The organism is Paraburkholderia sediminicola (genome assembly GCF_046027355.1).
GTDB classification, from domain to species: Bacteria; Pseudomonadota; Gammaproteobacteria; order Burkholderiales; family Burkholderiaceae; genus Paraburkholderia; species Paraburkholderia sediminicola_B.
Genome location: NZ_JAQQEK010000022.1, coordinates 1 through 20,679 on the forward strand (window position 1 = coordinate 1; position 20,679 = coordinate 20,679).

Consider the following 20,679-nt stretch of genomic DNA (forward strand, 5'->3'; position numbering starts at 1 on the left):
CTCGACGGTCGGACCGCCGTGCGCGCGCACCGCATCGACCTTGACCTGCGGAGTCGTGACCGGCACCACGATGATCGCCTTCACGCCCATGCGCGCCGCCGACAAAGCCACGCCCTGCGCATGATTGCCGGCCGACGCCGTAATCACCCCACGCTCCAGCGCCTCAGAAGGAATATGCGCCATCTTGTTGTACGCGCCGCGCACCTTGAACGAGAACACCGGCTGGTTGTCCTCACGCTTCAGGTAGACCGGATTGCGCAGACGGGCCGACAGATTCGGCGCGCGTTCGAGTTCGGTCTCGCGGGCCACGTCGTAGACGCGCGCGGTCAGGGTTTTTTTCAGGTAGTCGTGGGAAGCCATGCGGGTGGCGCGGAGCGCTTGGTGGGACGGGAAAGCGTCAATGATAGCGCCAACGGTGTACGCTCAGGCCGTCGGCTGATGCACTGCAGCCGCGCCGTACAGCGCCGTCCGACCGTTCGGTTGGTCAATTCGGCATAGGGGCGCCGCCTTACGATTCGCCATGAAAGTGCCCAAACCCCCGCTGCTGTTCCGATTTCAGCCGTCAACGCGTGGCGGGATCATGCGGTAGAATTCCATTTTGGAATAAGGATCGGAAGATGCACTGGCAGCCTCGGATCGCCCACTTGATGCCCGCCCCGCGTGAGTCTTGCCCCGCGGCGGAGCGTCACGTCCGCCACGCACGATCGTGTAGTTATATCTGAGCGCCGCGAAGCGACCGGTGTGGGTTTGGCCGTCGGTCGTGCTTCGCTCCCCAAGAAGATTTCCAGCATTGCGCGCCACGCGCACCGTCAGCCGACGCCTCATCGATGAGCGCGCCAGGTTGACCTACCGAGTCGTCCGAACATGAACGCACCTCAAGTTTTCGATCCGCACGGGGCCGCCGCCGCGGTGGCCACCGATCCCGAAGCGCGTCTGCGCGAAATTCCCTATAACTACACGTCGTTTTCCGATCGCGAAATCGTCATCCGCCTGCTCGGCGACGAAGCTTGGGCCGTGCTTGCCGTGCTGCGCGCGGAACGCCGTACCGGCCGCTCGGCACGGATGCTGTACGAAGTGCTCGGCGACATCTGGGTGGTGCGCCGCAATCCTTACCTGCAAGACGACCTGCTCGACAACCCGAAGCGTCGCGCGATGCTGATCGAAGCATTGCATCACCGTTTGAGCGAGATCGAGAAGCGCCGCCGCGCCGATCTGACCGAACACGGCGACGAAGCGGGCGTGGACCGCGCTGCTCGCGTCGAAACGCTGGTTCAGGCCGCGCGCCGCGCCGTCGACGAATTCGCCAGCGAATTCCAGAAGACCTACGATCTGCGCAAGCGTGCGACCAAGGTGCTGGGCAAGGTCACGGAAAAGGACAATATCAAGTTCGATGGTTTGTCCCGCGTCTCGCACGTGACCGATGCGACCGACTGGCGCGTCGAGTACCCGTTCGTCGTGCTGACGCCGGATACCGAAGCCGAGATCGCGGGCATGATCAAGGCGTGTTTTGAGCTCGGTCTGACCGTGATTCCGCGTGGAGGCGGCACGGGCTACACGGGCGGCGCGGTGCCGCTCACGCCGTTCTCGGCCGTCATCAACACTGAAAAGCTCGAACAGCTCGGCGCGGTCGAAATGACCGAATTGCCGGGCGTCGATCGTAAAGTCGCGACGATTTTCTCCGGCGCGGGCGTGGTCACGCGCCGCGTGACCGAAGCCGCCGAGCAGGCCGGCTTCGTGTTCGCCGTCGATCCGACTTCGCTGGATGCCTCCTGCGTGGGCGGCAACGTCGCGATGAATGCGGGCGGCAAGAAGGCGGTGTTGTGGGGCACTGCGCTCGACAACCTCGCCTGGTGGCGCATGGTCGACCCGGAAGGGAACTGGCTCGAAGTCACGCGCCTCGAGCACAACATGGGCAAGATTCACGACATCGAAGTCGCGCGTTTCGAGCTCAAATGGTTCGACGGCAACTACGCGCCGGGCGAAAAGCTGCTGCGCACGGAAGCGCTCGACATCAAGGGCCGCGTGTTCCGTAAGGAAGGTCTCGGCAAGGACGTCACGGACAAATTCCTCGCCGGTTTGCCGGGCGTGCAGAAAGAAGGCTGCGACGGGCTGATCACGTCCGCGCGCTGGGTGCTGCACAAGATGCCGGCGCACACGCGCACCGTCTGCCTCGAATTCTTCGGCCAGGCGCGCGACGCGATTCCGAGCATCGTCGAAATCAAGGATTACCTGTTCGAGACGTCGAAGCAGGGCGGCGCGATTCTCGCCGGCCTGGAGCATCTGGACGAGCGCTATCTGCGCGCGGTCGGTTACGCGACCAAGAGCAAGCGCAACGCGTTTCCGAAGATGGTGCTGATCGGCGACATTGTCGGCAATGACGCGGACGCGGTCGCGCAAGCCACCTCGGAAGTCGTGCGCATGGCCAACGGCAAGAGCGGCGAAGGCTTCGTCGCGGTCAACGCCGAGGCGCGCAAGCGTTTCTGGCTCGACCGCAGCCGTACGGCCGCGATCGCGAAACACACCAACGCCTTCAAGATCAACGAAGACGTGGTGATCCCGCTCGACCGCATGGGCGAATACACGGACGGCATCGAGCGCATCAACATCGAGCTGTCGATCAAGAACAAACTGCAACTGGTCGACGCGCTCGAAGCGTTCTTCCAGGCCGGCAAGCTGCCGCTCGGCAAGAGCGACGACGCCAATGAAATTCCGAGCGCCGAACTGCTCGAAGACCGTGTGCAGCAGGCGCTCGATTTGCTCAAGCGCGTGCGTACGCGCTGGGAATTCCTGCGCGACAAGCTCGACCTGTCGCTGCGTGAGGCGCAGCACTATCTGGTCGGCCTGGGTTACGAAGCGCTGGCGGAAAAGTTCGCTGACCGCGCCGACGCGCAGCCCGACGCCACCGTGTTCCATGTCACGCAGGACCGTACGATCCGCGTGTCGTGGAAGCAGGAAATCCGCGCCGAGTTGCGGCAGATCTTCAACGGCGGCGAGTTCAAGCCGATCCTCGACGAAGCCCAGGCGATCCATAAGCAGGTGCTGCGTGGCCGCGTGTTCGTCGCGCTGCACATGCACGCGGGCGACGGCAACGTCCACACGAACCTGCCGGTCAACTCCGACAACTACGAGATGCTGCAGGACGCCCACACGGCGGTCGCGCGCATCATGAAGCTGGCGCGTTCGCTCGACGGCGTGATTTCCGGCGAGCACGGCATCGGCATCACCAAGCTCGAATTCCTCACCGAAGACGAGATCAGCGAATTCCGCCAGTACAAGCAGCGCGTCGATCCGCATGGCCGCTTCAATGCGGGCAAGCTGCTCGAAGGCGCCGACCTGCGCAACGCCTACACGCCGAGCTTCGGCCTGATGGGCTATGAATCGCTGATCATGCAGCAGTCCGATATCGGCGCGATTTCCGAGTCGATCAAGGACTGCTTGCGCTGCGGCAAGTGCAAACCGGTGTGCGCGACCCACGTGCCGCGCGCGAACCTGCTGTACAGCCCGCGCAACAAGATTCTCGCCACCTCGCTGCTGGTGGAGGCGTTCCTGTACGAGGAGCAGACCCGCCGCGGCGTGTCGATCAAGCACTGGGACGAGTTCAACGACGTCGCGGATCACTGCACCGTCTGTCACAAATGCGTGACGCCGTGCCCGGTGAAGATCGACTTCGGCGACGTGACGATGAACATGCGCAACCTGCTGCGCAAGATGGGCAAGAAGAAGTTCAATCCGGGCAACGCGGCCGGCATGTTCTTCCTCAACGCGACCAACCCGCAGACCATCAACCTCGCGCGCACCGCGATGATGGGCATCGGCTACAAGGCGCAGCGCCTCGGCAACGACGTGCTGAAGAAGTTCGCGAAGAAGCAGACGGCGCACCCGCCGGCAACCGTCGGCAAGCCGCCGGTCACGCAGCAGGTGATCCACTTCATGAACAAGAAGATGCCGGGCAACCTGCCGAAGAAGACCGCGCGCGCGTTGCTCGACATCGAGGACAACAAGATTGTCCCGATCATCCGCAATCCGAAGACGACCACCGCCGACACGGAAGCAGTGTTCTACTTCCCGGGCTGCGGCTCCGAGCGGTTGTTCTCGCAGGTGGGTCTCGCCACTCAGGCCATGCTGTGGGAAGCGGGCGTGCAAACGGTGCTGCCGCCGGGCTATCTGTGCTGCGGCTATCCGCAACGCGGTTCGGGCCAGTATGACAAGGCCGAGCAGATCGTCACGGATAACCGCGTGCTGTTCCACCGCGTCGCCAATACGCTGAACTACCTCGACATCAAGACGGTGGTGGTGTCGTGCGGCACGTGCTACGACCAGCTCGCCGGTTACGAATTCGAGAAGATCTTCCCGGGCTGCCGGATCATCGACATCCACGAGTTTTTGCTGGAGAAAGGCATGAAGCTCGACGGCGTGAACGGCGTGCGCTACATGTACCACGACCCGTGCCACACGCCGATCAAGACGATGGACCCGGTCAAGCTGGTCAATCAGTTGATGGGCTCGGAGAAGGACGGCTACACGATCGAGAAGAACGATCGCTGCTGTGGCGAATCCGGCACACTCGCGGTGACGCGTCCGGATATTTCGACGCAGGTCCGCTTCCGCAAGGAAGAGGAGATCCGCAAGGGCGCGGCGAAGCTGCGCGGCATTCCGCTCGTCGCCGAAGCCGGCGCGAACGGGATCAATCCGGCCAATGCGTCGGCCGGCTCGGCGGGTGCGCCGAACGGCTCCGTGCTCAAGGCCGGCGACGGCCCGCAGCCGAAGGGCGCCACCGACGTGAAGATCCTCACGAGCTGCCCGTCCTGCTTGCAAGGTCTGTCGCGTTACAACGAAGATGCGGGCATCGAGGCGGATTACATCGTCGTCGAGATGGCACGTCACGTGCTCGGAGAAGACTGGATGGTCGACTACGTGCAACGGGCGAACAATGGCGGAATCGAGCGCGTGCTGGTTTAATGGCACGACTGACGATTTTTGCCTGAGGACGACGATGGATTGCGTTTTTTGCCGTGAAGATGGCGGCGATGTGCTGTGGCACGACGACACCTTGCGTGTCGTCCTCGCCGATGAACACGATTACCCGGGCTTTTGCCGGGTCATCTGGAACGAGCACGTGGCCGAGTTTTCCGACCTCGACGGAAACGACCGCGATCGCCTGATGAAGGCCGTGTATGCGGTCGAGCGCGCGATCCGGCGCATCCTTGCCCCGGTCAAGGTCAACCTGGCGAGCCTCGGCAACCAGGTGCCGCACGTGCACTGGCATGTGATTCCGCGTTTTTCGAACGACGCTCATTTTCCGCTGCCCATCTGGGCGCCGCGCCAGCGCACGGTGTCCGAAGCCATGCTGTCGTCGCGCCGCGCGCAAGCTACCCTGCTGCGCGAAGCGGTGCGACAGGAAATCGAACAGGCGCTGGGTTGAGCGCCCGCGAACGTGTCGCGTCGTGCCAGGCGTCCGAGGGAGCAGGAAAACTTGAGACGGCGTTTTCTATGAGGTCAATATGAGTGGTCTGACTCCCGATACTCCGGTGCCGACCGGCGTGGTCGTGCATTCCAAATCGCGTGTGCTCGAATTGCAGTACGCAAACGGCGAATCGTATCGCCTGCCGTTCGAACTGCTGCGCGTGTATTCGCCGTCGGCGGAAGTGATGGGCCACGGGCCCGGCCAGGAAACGTTGCAGACCGGCAAGCGCGAAGTGACGATCACGATGATCGAAGGCGTCGGCAACTATGCGCTGCAGCCGACTTTCTCCGACGGACACGCCACCGGCATCTATTCGTGGGACCTGCTATACGACATGGCCGTGCGCCAGGATGAACTCTGGCGCGACTATCTCGCCAAACTTCAGGCGGCCGGCGTCGACCGCGATACGCCGATGGTTCAAGCCGGCGCTGCGCACGGGCACTGTCACTGATACGATTCGCCCCGGACGCCGCACTGATGCGGCGCAACATTTCAGAATACGCGAAAGGACGAGCGCGATGAGCAAAACCCACTTCGGCTTTCAATCGGTCGACGAACAGGACAAGGCGCAGAAGGTGGCGGGCGTGTTCCACTCGGTTGCCGCCAACTACGACTTGATGAACGACCTGATGTCGGGCGGGTTGCACCGGGCGTGGAAGATGTTCACGATCGCCCAGGCCAACGTGCGGCCAGGCTACAAGGTGCTCGACATCGCGGGCGGCACGGGCGATCTGTCGAAGGCATTCGCGAAGCAGGCAGGCGAAAGCGGCGAAGTCTGGCATACCGACATCAACGAATCGATGCTGCGCGTGGGCCGCGACCGTCTGCTGGACAAGGGCGTGATCACGCCGGCTCTGCTTTGCGACGCAGAGAAAATCCCCTTTCCGGACAATTACTTCGACGTGGTCACGGTGGCGTTCGGCCTGCGCAACATGACGCACAAGGATGTCGCGCTGGCGGAAATGCGGCGCGTGCTGAAACCGGCAGGGCGCCTGCTGGTGCTGGAATTTTCGAAGGTATGGGATCCGCTCAAAAAGGTCTACGACGTCTATTCTTTTAAGGTGTTGCCGTGGTTGGGCGAACGCTTTGCGAAAGATGCCGAGAGCTACCAATACCTCGCGGAATCGATCCGGATGCATCCGGACCAGGAAACTTTGAAAACAATGATGGAACAAGCAGGCCTGGACGGCGTCAAATATTACAATTTGTCAGCTGGCGTGGTAGCTTTACATGTGGGGACCAAATACTAGGGTTCCTAACCCATCGATTTTTAAAGGAAAGTACGAAAATGTCCGATTCAGGTGTGTTATCTCCCCGTAAGGTTGGGCGGTCGCTGGCGAGAAGAATCGGACTGATCGCGATGGTCGGCCTGATCATGGCCGGCTCCCTCGCTTCGCTCGATGCGGAAGCTCGCCGCATGGGCGGTGGCCGTAGCATCGGCCGTCAGTCGAACAGCGTGACGCAGCAGTCCGCGCCCTCGCAACCTTCCCAAGGCAATCAGGCCATGCAGCAGCGCGCGCAGCCGGCACCGGCGCCCGCGCCGACGCCGGCCGCGCAGCCTAACCGTTCGCGCTGGCTCGGGCCGATCGCCGGTCTGGCGGCCGGTCTCGGCATCGCCGCGTTGCTGTCGCACTTCGGCCTGGGCGGCGCGTTTGCCGGCGCCATGGCCAATATCATCGTGATTGCGATCATCGCGATGATCGGCATCTGGCTGATCCGCCGCTTCATGGGCCGCAAGCGCGACTCGGCGCAGCCGGCGTACGCAGGCAGTTCGCCCTCGCTCAACTCGGGCGGTACGGGCTACTCGCAGGAACCGCGTTATGGCGCGCCGCCCACCGGCTCGTATCTCGAACCGCAAGGCAATCCGCTGAACACGCCGACCGTCAACGCCGCGCCGGTGGTGCCGGCCGGCTTCGACTCGGAAGCGTTCCTGCGCAACGCCAAGGTCTACTTTGTGCGTCTGCAAGCCGCATGGGACGTTGGCAACATGGACGACATCCGCGAGTTCACCACGCCGGAGATGTTCGCTGAGGTGAAGGTCGATCTGTCTTCGCGCGGTGCGGAGACGAATCAGACGGACGTGGTGCAACTGAACGCCGAATTGCTGGGCGTGGAAGAGCGCGCGAACGAATACTTCGCCAGCGTGCGCTTCTCGGGCCTGATCCGCGAAGCACCGGGCGCGGCGGCGGAGCCGTTCGTCGAGGTCTGGAACCTGTCCAAGGCGAACCGTCCCGGCGAGGGCTGGTTGCTGGCCGGCATCCAGCAGGTGGCGCAGCACTGAACAACTGCGCGACGGCGTGAGGCAGGACTGTTTGTCCTGACTTTGCGCCACGCGTTGGCCGTTCGGCATAGCAGGCCGCGAAGCGAACGGACGTTACAATAGGAACCCGCGCGGGCACCTCGCTCGCGCGGGTTTTTTCTTGCCACTGTCAATGACCCTCGCCGCCAAGCCCTTCGCTGCTGCTGTCAATCATCTGCTCGCCCGCGAATCGTGGGCTCGTGAGCGCCTCGCCCCCTACGCGGGCAAGACCGCGAGACTGTCATGTCCGCCGGTCGTGCTGATGCTGCTGGTGCAACCGGACGGCTATCTGAGCGCGGTCGCCGCCACCGAGGCGCAACAGTTCGACGTGACCATCTCGGTGCCCTCCGACGCGCTGCCCGCTTTCGTGCAAGGCGGCCAGGCGGCGGTGATGAAGCATGTGAAGATCGAGGGCGACGCCGAATTCGCCACCGTCATCGCCAAGCTCGCCGAACATCTGCGCTGGGAGCCGGAAGAAGATCTGGCCAAACTCATCGGCGACGGCCCGGCGTGGCGGGTGGCCTCGGTCGTGCGCACTGTCGGCGAACATGTGCAGCGCACCGGGCGCAATCTGCTCGACACCGCCGCCGAATATCTGCTCGACGAGAACCCGCAACTGGTGCGCCGCGCCGCGCTCGAGGACTTCAACGTCGAACTGGCCCGCGCGCGCGACGCACTGGCGCGCGTGGAAAAACGCCTCGAGCGTCTTGAACAGAAGGTCGAAGCCCGCGGCGCCGATGCGCCGGGCGGCGCCGCCACGTCGCGCGGCACGCGCTAGTCACCGGGCACAACTATGCGTTTTCTGCGTTTCCTCAAGATTTTTTTCACGGTCATCCGCTTCGGTCTCGATGAGATGATGCTCAGCCGCGTCAACGACCGGCGCGTGCGTCTGCTGCTGCGTATCACCACCATCGGCCGCAAGTTCGATGCGCCGCCGGGCGTGCGTTTGCGGCTCGCGCTGGAAAGCCTCGGGCCGATCTTCGTCAAATTCGGGCAGGTGTTGTCCACGCGGCGCGATCTGTTGCCGGTGGATATCGCCAACGAACTGGCGAAGCTCCAGGATCAGGTGCCGCCGTTCGATTCGGCGGTGGCGATCGGTCTGGTCGAGAAGTCGCTCGGCGCGCCGGTCGACGTGCTGTTCGACGACTTCGAGCGGGTGCCGGTGGCGAGCGCCTCGATCGCGCAGGTGCACTTCGCCACGGTCAAGGCGGGACAACACGCCGGCAAGGCCGTCGCCGTGAAGGTGCTGCGCCCGAACATGCTGCCGGTGATCGATTCCGACCTTGCCTTGCTGCGCGACATCGCCGTGTGGGCCGAGCGCCTGTGGGCCGACGGCAAGCGTTTGAAGCCGCGTGAGGTGGTCGCCGAATTCGACAAATATCTGCATGACGAACTCGACCTGATGCGCGAGGCGGCGAACGGCAGCCAGTTGCGGCGCAACTTCGCCGGGCTCGATTTGCTGCTGGTGCCGGAGATGTACTGGGAGTTTTGCACGCCCACGGTGCTGGTCATGGAGCGCATGGTCGGCGTGCCGATCAGCCAGGTGGAGACGCTGCGCGCGGCCGGCATCGATATTCCGAAGCTGGCGCGTGAAGGCGTCGAGATTTTCTTCACCCAGGTGTTCCGCGACGGCTTCTTCCACGCCGACATGCACCCGGGCAACATTCAGGTGAGTCTCGATCCGGCCCACTTCGGCCGCTATATCGCGCTCGACTTCGGCATCATCGGCGCGCTGTCGGACTTCGATAAGAACTACCTCGCGCAGAACTTCCTCGCGTTCTTCAAGCGCGACTACCATCGTGTCGCCACGCTGCATCTGGAGTCGGGCTGGGTGCCGCCGACTACCCGCGTCGAAGAACTCGAAAGCGCGATCCGCGCGGTGTGCGAGCCGTACTTCGACCGCGCGCTGAAAGATATTTCGCTCGGCCAGGTTCTGATGCGCCTGTTCTCGACCTCGCGCCGCTTCAACGTCGAGATCCAGCCGCAACTGGTGCTGCTGCAAAAAACCATGCTGAACGTGGAAGGCCTTGGCCGCTCGCTCGATCCCGAACTGGATCTGTGGAAGACGGCCAAGCCGTACCTCGAACGCTGGATGAACGAACAGATCGGCGTGCGCGGCTGGTACGAGCGCCTGAAGATCGAAGCGCCGCAGTGGAGCAAGACGCTGCCGCAGTTGCCACGCCTGATTCATCACGTGCTGGCCGAGCGTCACGACAACAAGCGCGGCGCGAACGACGACATGATTCGCCAGATTTTGCTCGAGCAGAAGCGCACCAATCGGCTGTTGCAAGGCTTGCTGCTCTTTGGCGTGGCGGTCGGCGTCGGCGCGGTGCTGGCGCGGGCGTTTCTGGCGCTCGCTTACGGCGGTTGATGGCGATCCCTGCGAGGTAACCGATGAGCGACCCGACCCAACCCTCCGCGCCCGACTTCGAGAGCCGCGACCCCAACTCGCCCGAGTTCTGGGACGAGCGTTTCCAACGCGGGTTCATGCCGTGGGATCAGGCGGGCGTGCCGTCCGCGTTTCAGTCGTTCGCCGCTCGCCACAGCGGCGCCGCGGTGCTGATTCCAGGTTGCGGCAGCGCGTACGAAGCGGTTTGGCTGGCCGGGCAGGGCAATCCGGTCCGGGCGATCGACTTTTCACCGGCCGCCGTCGCGGCGGCGCATGAGCAGTTGGGCGAGCAGCACGCGCAACTGGTGGAGCAGGCGGATTTCTTCGCGTATGAGCCGCCTTTCACGCCGGCCTGGATCTACGAGCGCGCGTTCCTTTGCGCGCTGCCGCTCGCGCGCCGCGCGGACTATGCGCGACGAATGGCCGACCTGCTGCCCGGCGGCGCGTTGCTCGCGGGCTTCTTTTTTATCGGCGCGACGCCGAAAGGGCCGCCGTTCGGCATCGATCGCCCGGAACTCGACGCGCTGCTCACGCCGTACTTCGAGCTGATCGAAGACGAAGCCGTGCACGATTCGATTGCCGTGTTCGCGGGACGTGAGCGCTGGCTAACCTGGCGTCGCCGCGCCTGACAATGCGGCTGCGGCGCTGCACGGCGGCGCGGGCCGTACTTGATTCGACTGCAGCCGCCCCCACTTATACGGACGGCGGCTGCGTCGAGCGCTCGTCCCCGAAATCCGGGGGAGGGGTATCGTTTGCGGCTATAATTCAAAGCTTTGCAAGCGTTTACTAGATTTCAGTAGGGAAAAAGATCATGCCGATCTACGCTTATCGTTGCGAATCATGCGGCTTCGGGAAGGACGTGCTTCAGAAGATCAGCGACCCGCAGTTGACGCAGTGTCCCGAGTGCGGGAAAGACACGTTTCGCAAGCAGGTCACGGCTGCCGGCTTCCAGTTGAAGGGCTCCGGCTGGTACGTGACCGATTTTCGCGGCGGCAATGGCGGCGCGAGCGCGCCTGCCAAGCCTGACGCCAACGGCGCCTCGAATGGCGCCTCCGGCGAGAACGCGGGCGCCAATAACGGCGCCGCGCAATCCGACGCGACGCCGGCCAGCAGCACGGCGGCAACGCCGTCCGCGCCTGCTGCCGCACCGGCCGCTTCGGCGAGTTCGAGCGGTTCCGGCAGCGCCTAGTAGGACTGCCGCCCTCCGGGGCGGCGCACACGCCGCGCGTTGGGCTTCGGCCCGCGCGGCTTTCTGGCGGTACACATGACGACGAAAAAAACGACGCTCAAATCGGTGTTCCTGACTGGCCTGCTGGTGCTGGTGCCTCTGGCCATCACACTGTGGGTGCTCGGCCTGATCATCGGCACGATGGACCAGACGCTGCTTTTGCTGCCGCGCGCGTGGCAGCCGGAGCGCCTGTTCGGCTTTCGCCTGCCCGGCCTCGGTGCAGTGCTCACGCTCGCCTTCATCTTTGTCGTTGGACTGTTGACGCAGAACTTCATTGGGCAGAAGCTCGTGAAGTGGTGGGAAGTCGTGGTCGCTCACATTCCGGTGGTCGGCCCGATCTACACCAGCGTCAAACAGGTGTCCGATACCCTGCTGTCGAGCAGCGGCAACGCGTTTCGCAAGGCGCTCCTGATCGAGTACCCGCGCCGCGGCTCCTATACGATTGCGTTTCTGACCGGCATTCCGGGCGGCGACGTCATCAATCACCTGAAAGAAGATCACGTCAGCGTGTATGTGCCGACCACGCCGAATCCAACGTCCGGCTTCTTCCTGATGGTGCCCAAGAGCGAAGTGATCGAGCTCGACATGACGGTCGACGCTGCGCTCAAGTACATCGTCTCGATGGGCGTCGTGGCGCCGTCCGCGCCGCCGGCGCCGGTGCGCCGCACGACAGTCGAGCCTCCGCTGTAACGCGGCGCGTAGCGTTTCCATGCCACGCGCCGTTCAACCAATGCAAAACGAAAGACAAACATCATGTCGATGAGATCTCAATACTGCGGTCTGGTGACCGAAGAACTGCTGGGCCAATCCGTCTCGCTGTGCGGCTGGGTGAGTCGCCGCCGCGACCATGGCGGCGTCATCTTCATCGACCTGCGCGATCGCGAAGGCCTCGTCCAGGTCGTCTGCGACCCGGACCGCGCGGAGATGTTCAAGGCGGCCGAAGGCGTGCGCAACGAGTTCTGCCTGCAGATCAAGGGCGTGGTTCGTGCCCGTCCGGAAGGCACCACGAACGCCGCGCTCAAGAGCGGTAAGATCGAAGTGCTGTGCCACGAGCTGATCGTGCTGAACCCGTCGATCACGCCGCCGTTCCAGCTCGACGACGACAACCTGTCGGAAACCACGCGCCTCACGCACCGCGTGCTGGACCTGCGCCGTCCGCAGATGCAGCACAACCTGCGTCTGCGTTACCGCGTCGCGATCGAGGCGCGCAAGTACCTCGACTCGCTGGGCTTCATCGACATCGAAACGCCGATGCTGACCAAGAGCACGCCGGAAGGCGCGCGCGACTACCTCGTGCCGTCGCGTACGAACCCGGGCCAGTTCTTCGCGCTGCCGCAATCGCCGCAGCTGTTCAAGCAACTGCTGATGGTGGCGAACTTCGATCGCTACTACCAGATCGTCAAGTGCTTCCGCGACGAAGACCTGCGCGCTGACCGTCAGCCGGAATTCACGCAGATCGACTGCGAAACCTCGTTCCTGTCGGAACAGGAAATTCGCGATCTGTTCGAAGACATGATCCGTCATGTGTTCAAGGAAACGATCGGCGTCACGCTGGACGCGAAGTTCCCGGTCATGCTGTATTCGGAAGCCATGCGCCGCTTCGGTTCGGATAAGCCGGACCTGCGCGTGAAGCTCGAATTCACGGACCTCACGGACGCGGTCCGCGACGTCGATTTCAAGGTGTTCAGCACGCCGGCCAACACGAAGGACGGCCGTGTCGCGGCCATTCGCGTGCCGAAGGGCGGCGAGCTCTCGCGTGGCGACATCGACAGCTATACGGAATTCGTGCGCATCTACGGCGCGAAGGGCCTGGCGTGGATCAAGGTCAACGAAGTGGCGAAGGGCCGTGACGGTCTGCAAAGCCCGATCGTCAAGAACCTGCACGACGAAGCGGTCAAGGCGATCATCGAGCGCACCGGCGCGCAAGATGGCGACATCATCTTCTTCGCGGCGGATCGCGCGAAGGTGGTGAACGACAGCCTCGGCGCACTGCGTCTGAAGATCGGTCATTCGGAATTCGGCAAGGCCAACGGCCTCGTCGAGACCGGCTGGAAGCCGCTGTGGGTGGTCGACTTCCCGATGTTCGAATACGACGAGGAAGACAACCGCTACGTCGCCGCGCATCACCCGTTCACGAGCCCGAAGGACGAGCACCTCGAGTATCTGGAAACGGATCCGGCGCGCTGCCTCGCGAAGGCCTACGACATGGTGCTGAACGGCTGGGAAATTGGCGGCGGCTCGGTGCGTATTCACCGTGAAGAAGTGCAGAGCAAGGTGTTCCGCGCGTTGAAGATCAACGCGGAAGAGGCGCAAGCCAAGTTCGGCTTCCTGCTCGACGCGCTGCAATACGGCGCGCCGCCGCACGGCGGTATCGCGTTCGGTCTGGACCGCATCGTCACGATGATGGCCGGCGCCGATTCGATCCGCGACGTGATCGCGTTCCCGAAGACGCAACGCGCGCAGTGTCTGCTCACGCAGGCGCCGAGCGAAGTGGACGAGCGCCAGTTGCGCGAGTTGCACATCCGTCTGCGTCAGCCGGAACCGAAGGTGTAATGGCCTGAAGCCAGTCAGTGCTGTCTGAAAAACGACAGCAGGAGCAACCGGAAAAGGCGCGTCATGCGCCTTTTTCGTTTTTTGCGTTACAGTCGATGCAACTGCTTGGACCGCTCTCTGGACCACCCGCCGACATGTACCGCGCAAGCGTTGCGCCCAGCTTTTACGCCATGCCGAAACCGCCGAAGATTCCGCAATCCGTACTCGTCATCATCCATACGCCCGCGCTCGACGTGCTGCTGATCGAGCGCGCCGATCACGCCGGGTTCTGGCAGTCGGTCACGGGCTCCAAAGACCGGCTCGACGAGCCGCTTGCCGAGACGGCGACGCGCGAAGTCGCCGAGGAGACCGGCATCGTGGTGGGCGGCGCGCAAGTGCCGCACGCTGCGTTGTTCGACTGGCAATATTCGATCGAATACGAGATCTACCCGGAGTTCCGCTATCGCTATGCCGAAGGCGTGATCCACAATACCGAGCACTGGTTCAGCCTGCAGGTGCCCGAGCAACTCGAGGTCACGCTGGCGCCGCGCGAGCACACCGCGTTTCTGTGGCTGCCATATGAAGAGGCGGCGTCGCGCTGCTTTTCGTCGTCGAATGCCGATGCGATCCTGCAGTTGCCTAAGCGGCTCAGTGGGCGTGCTGTCGTTGGGCATCCCACGGAGCGTGGCCGGTGAGCGTCGGCGGCGCGCGCCGTTTCGCGCGACTTCGGCAATCGCTGCTCGGCCGCCGCTATTGGCAGCGTTACCGCTTCACCAGCGGCAACGACGTCAAGCTGCTACGTTCTGGCGATGAGTTCTTCAGCGCGCTGATCGCCCGCGTCGATGCCGCGCAGAGCGACGTAGTGCTCGAAACGTATATCTTCTGCCATGACAACGCCGGGAAGGCGGTCAGCGCGGCGCTGTTGCGCGCGGCCGCGCGCGGCGTGAAGGTGCGTGCGATCACCGACGGCATCGGCACCGCGCGTTTGCCGCTGTTCAACGAGTGGGCCGCCGCCGGCATCGATCATCGCATCTACAACCCGCACCTGTTCGGCCGCTTCGGCTTTTCTCGCACGCACCGCAAACTGGCGGTGATCGACGATCAGTTCGCGTACTGCGGCGGGATCAACATCGTCGACGATTACGAGAACAATGGCGAGAAGCTGCCTTACCGGCGCTGGGATTTCGCTGTCGAATTGCACGGGCCGGTGGTCGCCGATGTCCGCCAGGCGTTCGAGGTGCAGTGGCGCCGGATTCGACTCGGGCATCGGCCGATCGAGGCCATGGAGCCGGATCTCGGGCCGAACGCCACGGCCTCGCTCGGCAGTCTGCGGCGCAGGCGCCGGCGTCGTAACGAGGAATTGTGGGCGGGCGGGCAACCCTGTGTGGCGTTCGTCGCGCGCGATAACCTGATCAACCGTCGCGCTATCGAGAAAGCGTATCTGGCGGCGATCGGCCAGGCGCGCAACGAAGTGCTGCTCGCCAATCCGTACTTCATGCCGGGGCGCAAGCTGCGGCGCGCGCTGGTGTTCGCGGCGCGGCGCGGCGTCGTGGTGAAGCTCATCATCGGGCGCAAGGAATTCAAGGCGCTCGATTACGCGGTGCCGTTTCTGTATCGCGCGTTGCTCAGGGCCGGCGTGCAGATCGCCGAGTACGAGAAAACGCTGCTGCACGGCAAGGTCGCGGTGGTGGATTCGAACTGGGCGACGGTCGGCTCGTCGAACCTCGACGCGCTGAGCCTGATGCTCAACAACGAAGCCAATGTGGTGCTGGTGAACGACCCGTCGATCGACGCGCTGCGCGAAGCGATCCTCGTCGCCTTCAAGGACTCGCGCCGTATCGACGAAGCGCGCTACGACGCGCGGCCGGCCGGTGAGCGCGCACTCAACTGGCTCGCCTATACGACCTACCGGGCCGTGATGAAGCTGCTGACGGTGGGCGGGTACGACTGACTTGCGGTAATGCGTTTGCGGCCAACGCCAACGCCTGCCAGGCACGAAGCGGCTCAAGCGCAATGCTTGGGCCGCTTTGCTTTGCGTCGACGGACGGCAGGCCGCGTTTCGGATTGATCCTAGAGACCGGCCACACCTCGGCGAAGATAATCTGCGCTCGCTATAAATCGAGCGGTCCGGCGTAATCCACGCGCCACTCGAACCGTCTCCCTCCTCAAGCCTCGCTGCCGTTTCGACTGCGCGCTCACGGCAACCGGATCGGCTGCGTAATGGATACGCATTCGCCAACCATGTCCGACTCCCCTTCCTCCCAAGCTGCCGATCATTCAAGCCTTCACGACGAGGCAGTGCAGGCCTATCAGGCCGGTCACCATGATCTGGTGCAGGCACTCGCCGATCGAATCCTCGCCGAGGACGCGGACCATGTCGGCGCCATCCACTTGCGAGGCCTGCTCGCGTTTGCGTCCGGACACGCGCAAGACGCGCTGCGCTGGCTCGAACGCGCGATCCAGATCCGGCCGGAGCCGATTCTGTACAACACCCTCTACGCCATTCGCCTGAAGCTGGGAGACTTCACCGGCGCCGTGCAGAGTATTCGGCAGGGACTGGCGCTTCAGCCCGATTTTGTTGCGTTCCACTACAACCTCGCGTTGACTCTGCAGCATCTTGGCAACCTCGAGGGCGCCGCAGTCAGTTATCGGCGAACGCTCGAACTCGAACCGGGCCACTCGGCGGCGCATAACAATCTGGGCCGCGTGTACGCGGACCTCGGCGCATTGGAAGAAGCCGAGCAACATTACCGGCGCGCCATCGAACTGGCGCCCGCCAACCTCGTCGCGCGCAACAACCTGGCCATGGCGCTGCTAGCGACTGGCCGTTACGAAGAAGCGTGGCCGTATTTCGAGGACCGCTGGTTCGGCTTCAAGCTCGCCGACGGCACTCCTATGCGCGTTCCTCTGGAAGTGCCGCTGCCGCGCTGGATGGGTGAAAGCGCCCCCAACGGTCACGATGCGCAGACAGCGCGCGCGCCGGACGGGCGTCTGCTGGTCCTTCATGAGCAAGGCCTTGGTGACAGCTTGCAGTTCGTGCGCTATCTGCCATTGGCGCTGAAGCACTTTCGTCAGGTCGGGTATCTGTGCCCGCCACCCTTGCACCGCCTTTACGCGCAATCGCTGTGCTCACGCTGGCCGGGCCTCGTGTTGCTCGACGCGGTCCCAACCGATCTGTCCAGTTGGGATCAATATATCCCGCTGATGTCCATGCCGTGGGCGTTCGCGACGCGAGTGGCCACAGTGCCAGCCGCGCTTCCTTACCTTCATGCCGATGGCGGGCTCGCCGGCGTCTGGCGCGGGCGACTCGATGCGCTGCCCGATCCCCGTTTGCCGCGCGTCGGCGTGGTCTGGGCCGGTGGTCATTCCGGCTTCCACCTGGATGCCCTGCGCAGCCTTGCCGCCGCGCAATTCGCGCCGCTGCTGGCCCTAACTCACGTGCACTGGATCAGTCTGCAAAAAGCCGACGATCCCGCCAAGCTTCCCGACGCCGCCACCCGAGCGCGTCTAATCGACTGGACAGACGAAATCAGCGACTTCGCGGATACCGCGGCATTGATCGACAACCTCGATCTGGTGATTTCCGTCGATACCTCGGTCGCCCATCTTGCCGCGGCGATGGGCAAGCCGGTCTGGCTCCTCAACCGCTTCGCCGGATGCTGGCGCTGGCTGTATGGCCGGGACGACAGCCCGTGGTATCCCGGATTGCGTGTTTTCACCCAGACGCGGCGTGGAGACTGGAGCGATGTGCTGGCGCGGGTTGCCGCGGCGCTTACGCAAACTTTCCCGGCGCACGACAACGCGTCCTGACGCGCTCTTCTTTCTTCCTTTATGTTCCGATGGAGCAAGCCTGAGCGGCGCCGCCGCCACGGCGGCAACGCCATGCCAGGCCTGCGTCTAACGGAGCGATCGACTCGCCCGTTCCAACCAGCAATTCCCAGCGCTAAACCATCCCTCCAATACCCGCGATACGCCAAACGCTTCTGCATTCGCACCGACTTGCTGCATCATGTCGGCCGGCTGGGTTAATCAGAAGAAAGCGTGCACTTAGGCGGGCAACCCCTGTCTCAAGGCAAACGCCTCTAAAAAATCTCATTCCTCTGATTGACGGATGCCGCAGAATTGAAACCAGGTTAGAAACCGGTTTCTAATAAAGTCCTTGTTTCGCGGACGGCGGCACTCAATAATAGTACGGCCGTTCGATTTTCTTTCGGTCACATTAGAACGGTAAAAAGCTATGCGAAAAGGCGAACAGACGCGAGCCGCAATTCTCGACGCAGCACTTGATCTGGCAAGCCGCGACGGACTGGAAGGTCTGACGATCGGGCTGCTGGCTGAGCGCATGCAGATGAGCAAAAGCGGGGTGTTCGCGCATTTCGGGTCGCGCGAGGATTTGCAGGTCGAAGTCGTGCGCGAATATCACCGTCGTTTCGAAGACGAGGTGTTTTTCCCGAGTTTGCGCGAGCCTCGTGGATTGCCGCGCTTGCGCGCGATGATTTCCCGCTGGATCGAGAAACGCATTCAGGAAGTCACCACCGGTTGCATCTACATCAGCGGCGCCGTCGAGTACGACGACCGCGCGGATAACCCGGTGCGTGAGCAACTGGTGTCGAGCGTGACGGTCTGGCGTGCGGCGCTCACCCGCGCGATTTCGCAGGCAATGGAAGAAGGGCATCTGCGTGCCGACACCGATCCGCAACTGATGCTGTTCGAACTGTACAGCTTCACGCTCGGTCTGCATCACGACGCGCGCTTCCTGCATTTGCCGGATGCCGTGCGTCTCACGTGGGCCGCGCTGGAAAAATTGATTGTTTCGTATCAAAGCGAAAGCCGTTAGCAGCGTCGCCGCCAATCAGGCGGATTCAGCGGCGCAGAAAGCTCCGATCCACGGACTCGGCTAACGGCCTGGCTTCTTGTCAAACTTGGGAGAGAGTCATGGGACAGTACGCCGCGCCGCTGCGCGACATGCAATTCGTGTTGCACGAACTGCTTAACGTCGAAGCCGAAATCAAGCAGATGCCGAAGCACGCGGATCTCGATACCGACACGATCAACGCGGTGCTCGAGGAAGCCGGCAAGTTCTGCTCCGAAGTACTGTTCCCGCTCAACCACAGCGGCGATCAGGAAGGCTGCACGTACGCCGGCGACGGCGTCGTGATTACGCCGAAGGGCTTCAAGGAAGCCTACAAACAATACGTCGAAGCTGGCTGGCCCGCGCTGGGCTGCGATCCGGAATACGGCGGCCAGGGCCTGCCCGCGTTCGTCAATAACGCGCTGTATGAAATGCTGAACTCGGCGAATCAGGCGTGGACCATGTACCCGGGCCTCTCGCACGGCGCGTACGAATGTCTGCACGCGCACGGCACGCCGGAGTTGCAACAGCGCTATTTGCCGAAGCTGGTCGCGGGCGTCTGGACCGGCACGATGTGTCTGACCGAACCGCACTGCGGCACCGACCTCGGCATCCTGCGCACCAAGGCCGAACCGAACAGCGACGGCTCGTACGCGATCAGCGGCACGAAGATTTTCATCTCCAGCGGCGAACACGATCTCGCGGAGAACATCGTTCACCTGGTGCTCGCGCGTCTGCCGGATGCGCCCAAGGGCACCAAGGGCATTTCGCTGTTCATCGTGCCGAAGTTCGTGCCCAACGAAGCGGGCGAACCAGGCGAGCGCAACGGCGTGAAGTGCGACTCCATCGAACACAAGATGGGCATTCACGGCAACGCCACCTGCGTGATCAATCTCGACAACGCCAAGGGCTGGCTGGTCGGCGAGCCGAACAAGGGTTTGAACGCGATGTTCGTGATGATGAACGCCGCGCGCCTCGGCGTCGGCATGCAGAGCCTGGGGCTGACCGAAATCGGTTACCAGAACTCGCTGACGTACGCGAAAGAGCGTCTGCAGATGCGTTCGCTGACTGGCCCGAAGGCGCCGGAAAAGGCGGCTGACCCGATCATCGTGCACCCGGACGTGCGCCGCATGCTGCTCACCCAGAAGGCCTACGCCGAAGCCGCGCGCGCGTTCTCGTACTGGTCCGCGCTGCATATCGACAAGGAACTGTCGCACGCTGATGAATCGGTGCGCAAGGAAGCCGGCGACCTCGTCGCGCTGCTCACGCCGATCCTGAAGGCGTTCCTGTCGGACAACGCGTTCGAGAGCACCAACCACGCCATGCAGATCTACGGCGGCCACGGCTTTATCGCCGAGTGGGGTATGGAGCAGTACGTGCGCGATGCGCGTATCAACATGATTTACGAAGGCACCAACGCGATCCAGGCGCTCGACCTGCTCGGCCGCAAGATCCTCGGCGACATGGGCGCGAAGATGAAGAAGTTCGGCAAGCTGGTGTCCGATTTCGTCGAAGCCGAAGGCGTGAAGCCGGAGATGCAGGAGTTCATCAACCCGCTCGCCGACATCGGCGAAAAGGTGCAGAAGCTGACGATGGAAATCGGCATGAAGGCCATGCAGAACCCGGACGAAGTCGGCGCCGCCGCCGTCCCGTATCTGCGCACCGTCGGCCACCTGGTGTTCTCGTACTTCTGGGCCCGCATGGCACGCGTCGCGCTCGACAAGGAAGCCTCGGGCGATCCGTTCTACAAGGCGAAGCTCGCCACGGCACGCTTTTACTTTGCCAAGCTGCTGCCGGAAACGGCGATGACGATCCGTCAGGCACGCGCGGGTTCGAAGTCGCTGATGGACGTCGAAGAAGCGCTGTTCTAAGCCTTACGCAATCACATCAAGGCTGGCGCCGCGGGTGTCAAACC

Annotated in this window: 17 protein-coding genes; 16 read left to right on the top strand and 1 reads right to left on the bottom strand. The window is 63.3% G+C overall.

The genetic code is table 11. From position 1 onward, the window contains the following. Window positions 1–360: pyridoxal-phosphate dependent enzyme (locus PQR42_RS30480; RefSeq protein WP_408393235.1), on the bottom strand; the 360-nt coding region annotated here is incomplete at its 3' end. Window positions 361–864: 504 nt separating this feature from the next. Between PQR42_RS30480 and PQR42_RS30485 the strand changes: the two genes are divergently transcribed. The 16 genes from PQR42_RS30485 to PQR42_RS30560 all read left to right on the top strand — a co-directional run bounded on the left by PQR42_RS30485 (window position 865) and on the right by PQR42_RS30560 (window position 20,635). Further along, entirely contained in the window at window positions 865–4,959 is a 4,095-nt protein-coding gene (locus tag PQR42_RS30485) for a DUF3683 domain-containing protein (protein ID WP_408393237.1), read from the top strand. A 34-nt stretch (window positions 4,960–4,993) separates the two neighbouring features. Further along, window positions 4,994–5,422: an HIT family protein gene (locus PQR42_RS30490; RefSeq protein WP_408393239.1), complete on the top strand. Its 429-nt coding sequence runs from the start codon at window positions 4,994–4,996 to the stop codon at window positions 5,420–5,422. 79 nt (window positions 5,423–5,501) lie between these two features. Beyond that, the gene (locus PQR42_RS30495; protein ID WP_106282019.1) at window positions 5,502–5,915 is read left to right on the top strand and encodes a gamma-butyrobetaine hydroxylase family protein; all 414 of its coding nucleotides are present in this window, start codon (window positions 5,502–5,504) and stop codon (window positions 5,913–5,915) included. 67 nt (window positions 5,916–5,982) lie between these two features. After that, on the top strand, window positions 5,983–6,714 hold the full coding sequence (gene ubiE, locus PQR42_RS30500; protein WP_408219741.1) for a bifunctional demethylmenaquinone methyltransferase/2-methoxy-6-polyprenyl-1,4-benzoquinol methylase UbiE: 732 nt from the start codon (window positions 5,983–5,985) through the stop codon (window positions 6,712–6,714). 38 nt (window positions 6,715–6,752) lie between these two features. Then, window positions 6,753–7,745 carry a Tim44 domain-containing protein gene (locus tag PQR42_RS30505; protein ID WP_408393241.1) on the top strand — a complete coding sequence of 331 codons (993 nt, stop codon included), beginning with the start codon at window positions 6,753–6,755 and terminating at the stop codon, window positions 7,743–7,745. Between the two features lie 151 nt (window positions 7,746–7,896). After that, window positions 7,897–8,541: a ubiquinone biosynthesis accessory factor UbiJ gene (locus PQR42_RS30510; RefSeq protein ID WP_132376071.1), complete on the top strand. Its 645-nt coding sequence runs from the start codon at window positions 7,897–7,899 to the stop codon at window positions 8,539–8,541. A 15-nt stretch (window positions 8,542–8,556) separates the two neighbouring features. Continuing rightward, entirely contained in the window at window positions 8,557–10,134 is a 1,578-nt protein-coding gene (gene ubiB, locus PQR42_RS30515; RefSeq protein WP_408393243.1) for a ubiquinone biosynthesis regulatory protein kinase UbiB, read from the top strand. 23 nt (window positions 10,135–10,157) lie between these two features. Continuing rightward, window positions 10,158–10,781, top strand: coding sequence for a class I SAM-dependent methyltransferase (locus tag PQR42_RS30520; RefSeq protein ID WP_408219750.1), 624 nt, complete (start codon window positions 10,158–10,160; stop codon window positions 10,779–10,781). Between the two features lie 182 nt (window positions 10,782–10,963). Next, window positions 10,964–11,341 (top strand): FmdB family zinc ribbon protein, encoded by a 378-nt coding sequence (locus tag PQR42_RS30525; RefSeq protein WP_408393245.1) that lies wholly within the window; start codon window positions 10,964–10,966, stop codon window positions 11,339–11,341. A 75-nt stretch (window positions 11,342–11,416) separates the two neighbouring features. Beyond that, window positions 11,417–12,070 carry a DUF502 domain-containing protein gene (locus PQR42_RS30530; RefSeq protein WP_012431717.1) on the top strand — a complete coding sequence of 218 codons (654 nt, stop codon included), beginning with the start codon at window positions 11,417–11,419 and terminating at the stop codon, window positions 12,068–12,070. Between the two features lie 63 nt (window positions 12,071–12,133). Further along, on the top strand, window positions 12,134–13,933 hold the full coding sequence (gene aspS, locus PQR42_RS30535) for an aspartate--tRNA ligase (protein ID WP_408219756.1): 1,800 nt from the start codon (window positions 12,134–12,136) through the stop codon (window positions 13,931–13,933). A 170-nt stretch (window positions 13,934–14,103) separates the two neighbouring features. After that, on the top strand, window positions 14,104–14,607 hold the full coding sequence (nudB, locus tag PQR42_RS30540) for a dihydroneopterin triphosphate diphosphatase (protein WP_408393256.1): 504 nt from the start codon (window positions 14,104–14,106) through the stop codon (window positions 14,605–14,607). Beyond that, window positions 14,604–15,863 carry a cardiolipin synthase ClsB gene (gene clsB / locus PQR42_RS30545; RefSeq protein ID WP_408393248.1) on the top strand — a complete coding sequence of 420 codons (1,260 nt, stop codon included), beginning with the start codon at window positions 14,604–14,606 and terminating at the stop codon, window positions 15,861–15,863. Before nudB ends, clsB begins: the two co-directional genes overlap by 4 nt. A gap of 290 nt (window positions 15,864–16,153) precedes the next feature. After that, the gene (locus PQR42_RS30550) at window positions 16,154–17,722 is read left to right on the top strand and encodes a tetratricopeptide repeat-containing glycosyltransferase family protein (protein ID WP_408393250.1); all 1,569 of its coding nucleotides are present in this window, start codon (window positions 16,154–16,156) and stop codon (window positions 17,720–17,722) included. Between the two features lie 427 nt (window positions 17,723–18,149). Then, a complete protein-coding gene (locus tag PQR42_RS30555) occupies window positions 18,150–18,749 on the top strand; it encodes a TetR/AcrR family transcriptional regulator (RefSeq protein ID WP_106282004.1) in 600 nt (199 codons plus the stop codon). 98 nt (window positions 18,750–18,847) lie between these two features. Then, window positions 18,848–20,635 carry an acyl-CoA dehydrogenase C-terminal domain-containing protein gene (locus PQR42_RS30560; protein ID WP_408393253.1) on the top strand — a complete coding sequence of 596 codons (1,788 nt, stop codon included), beginning with the start codon at window positions 18,848–18,850 and terminating at the stop codon, window positions 20,633–20,635. Window positions 20,636–20,679 lie beyond the last annotated feature (44 nt).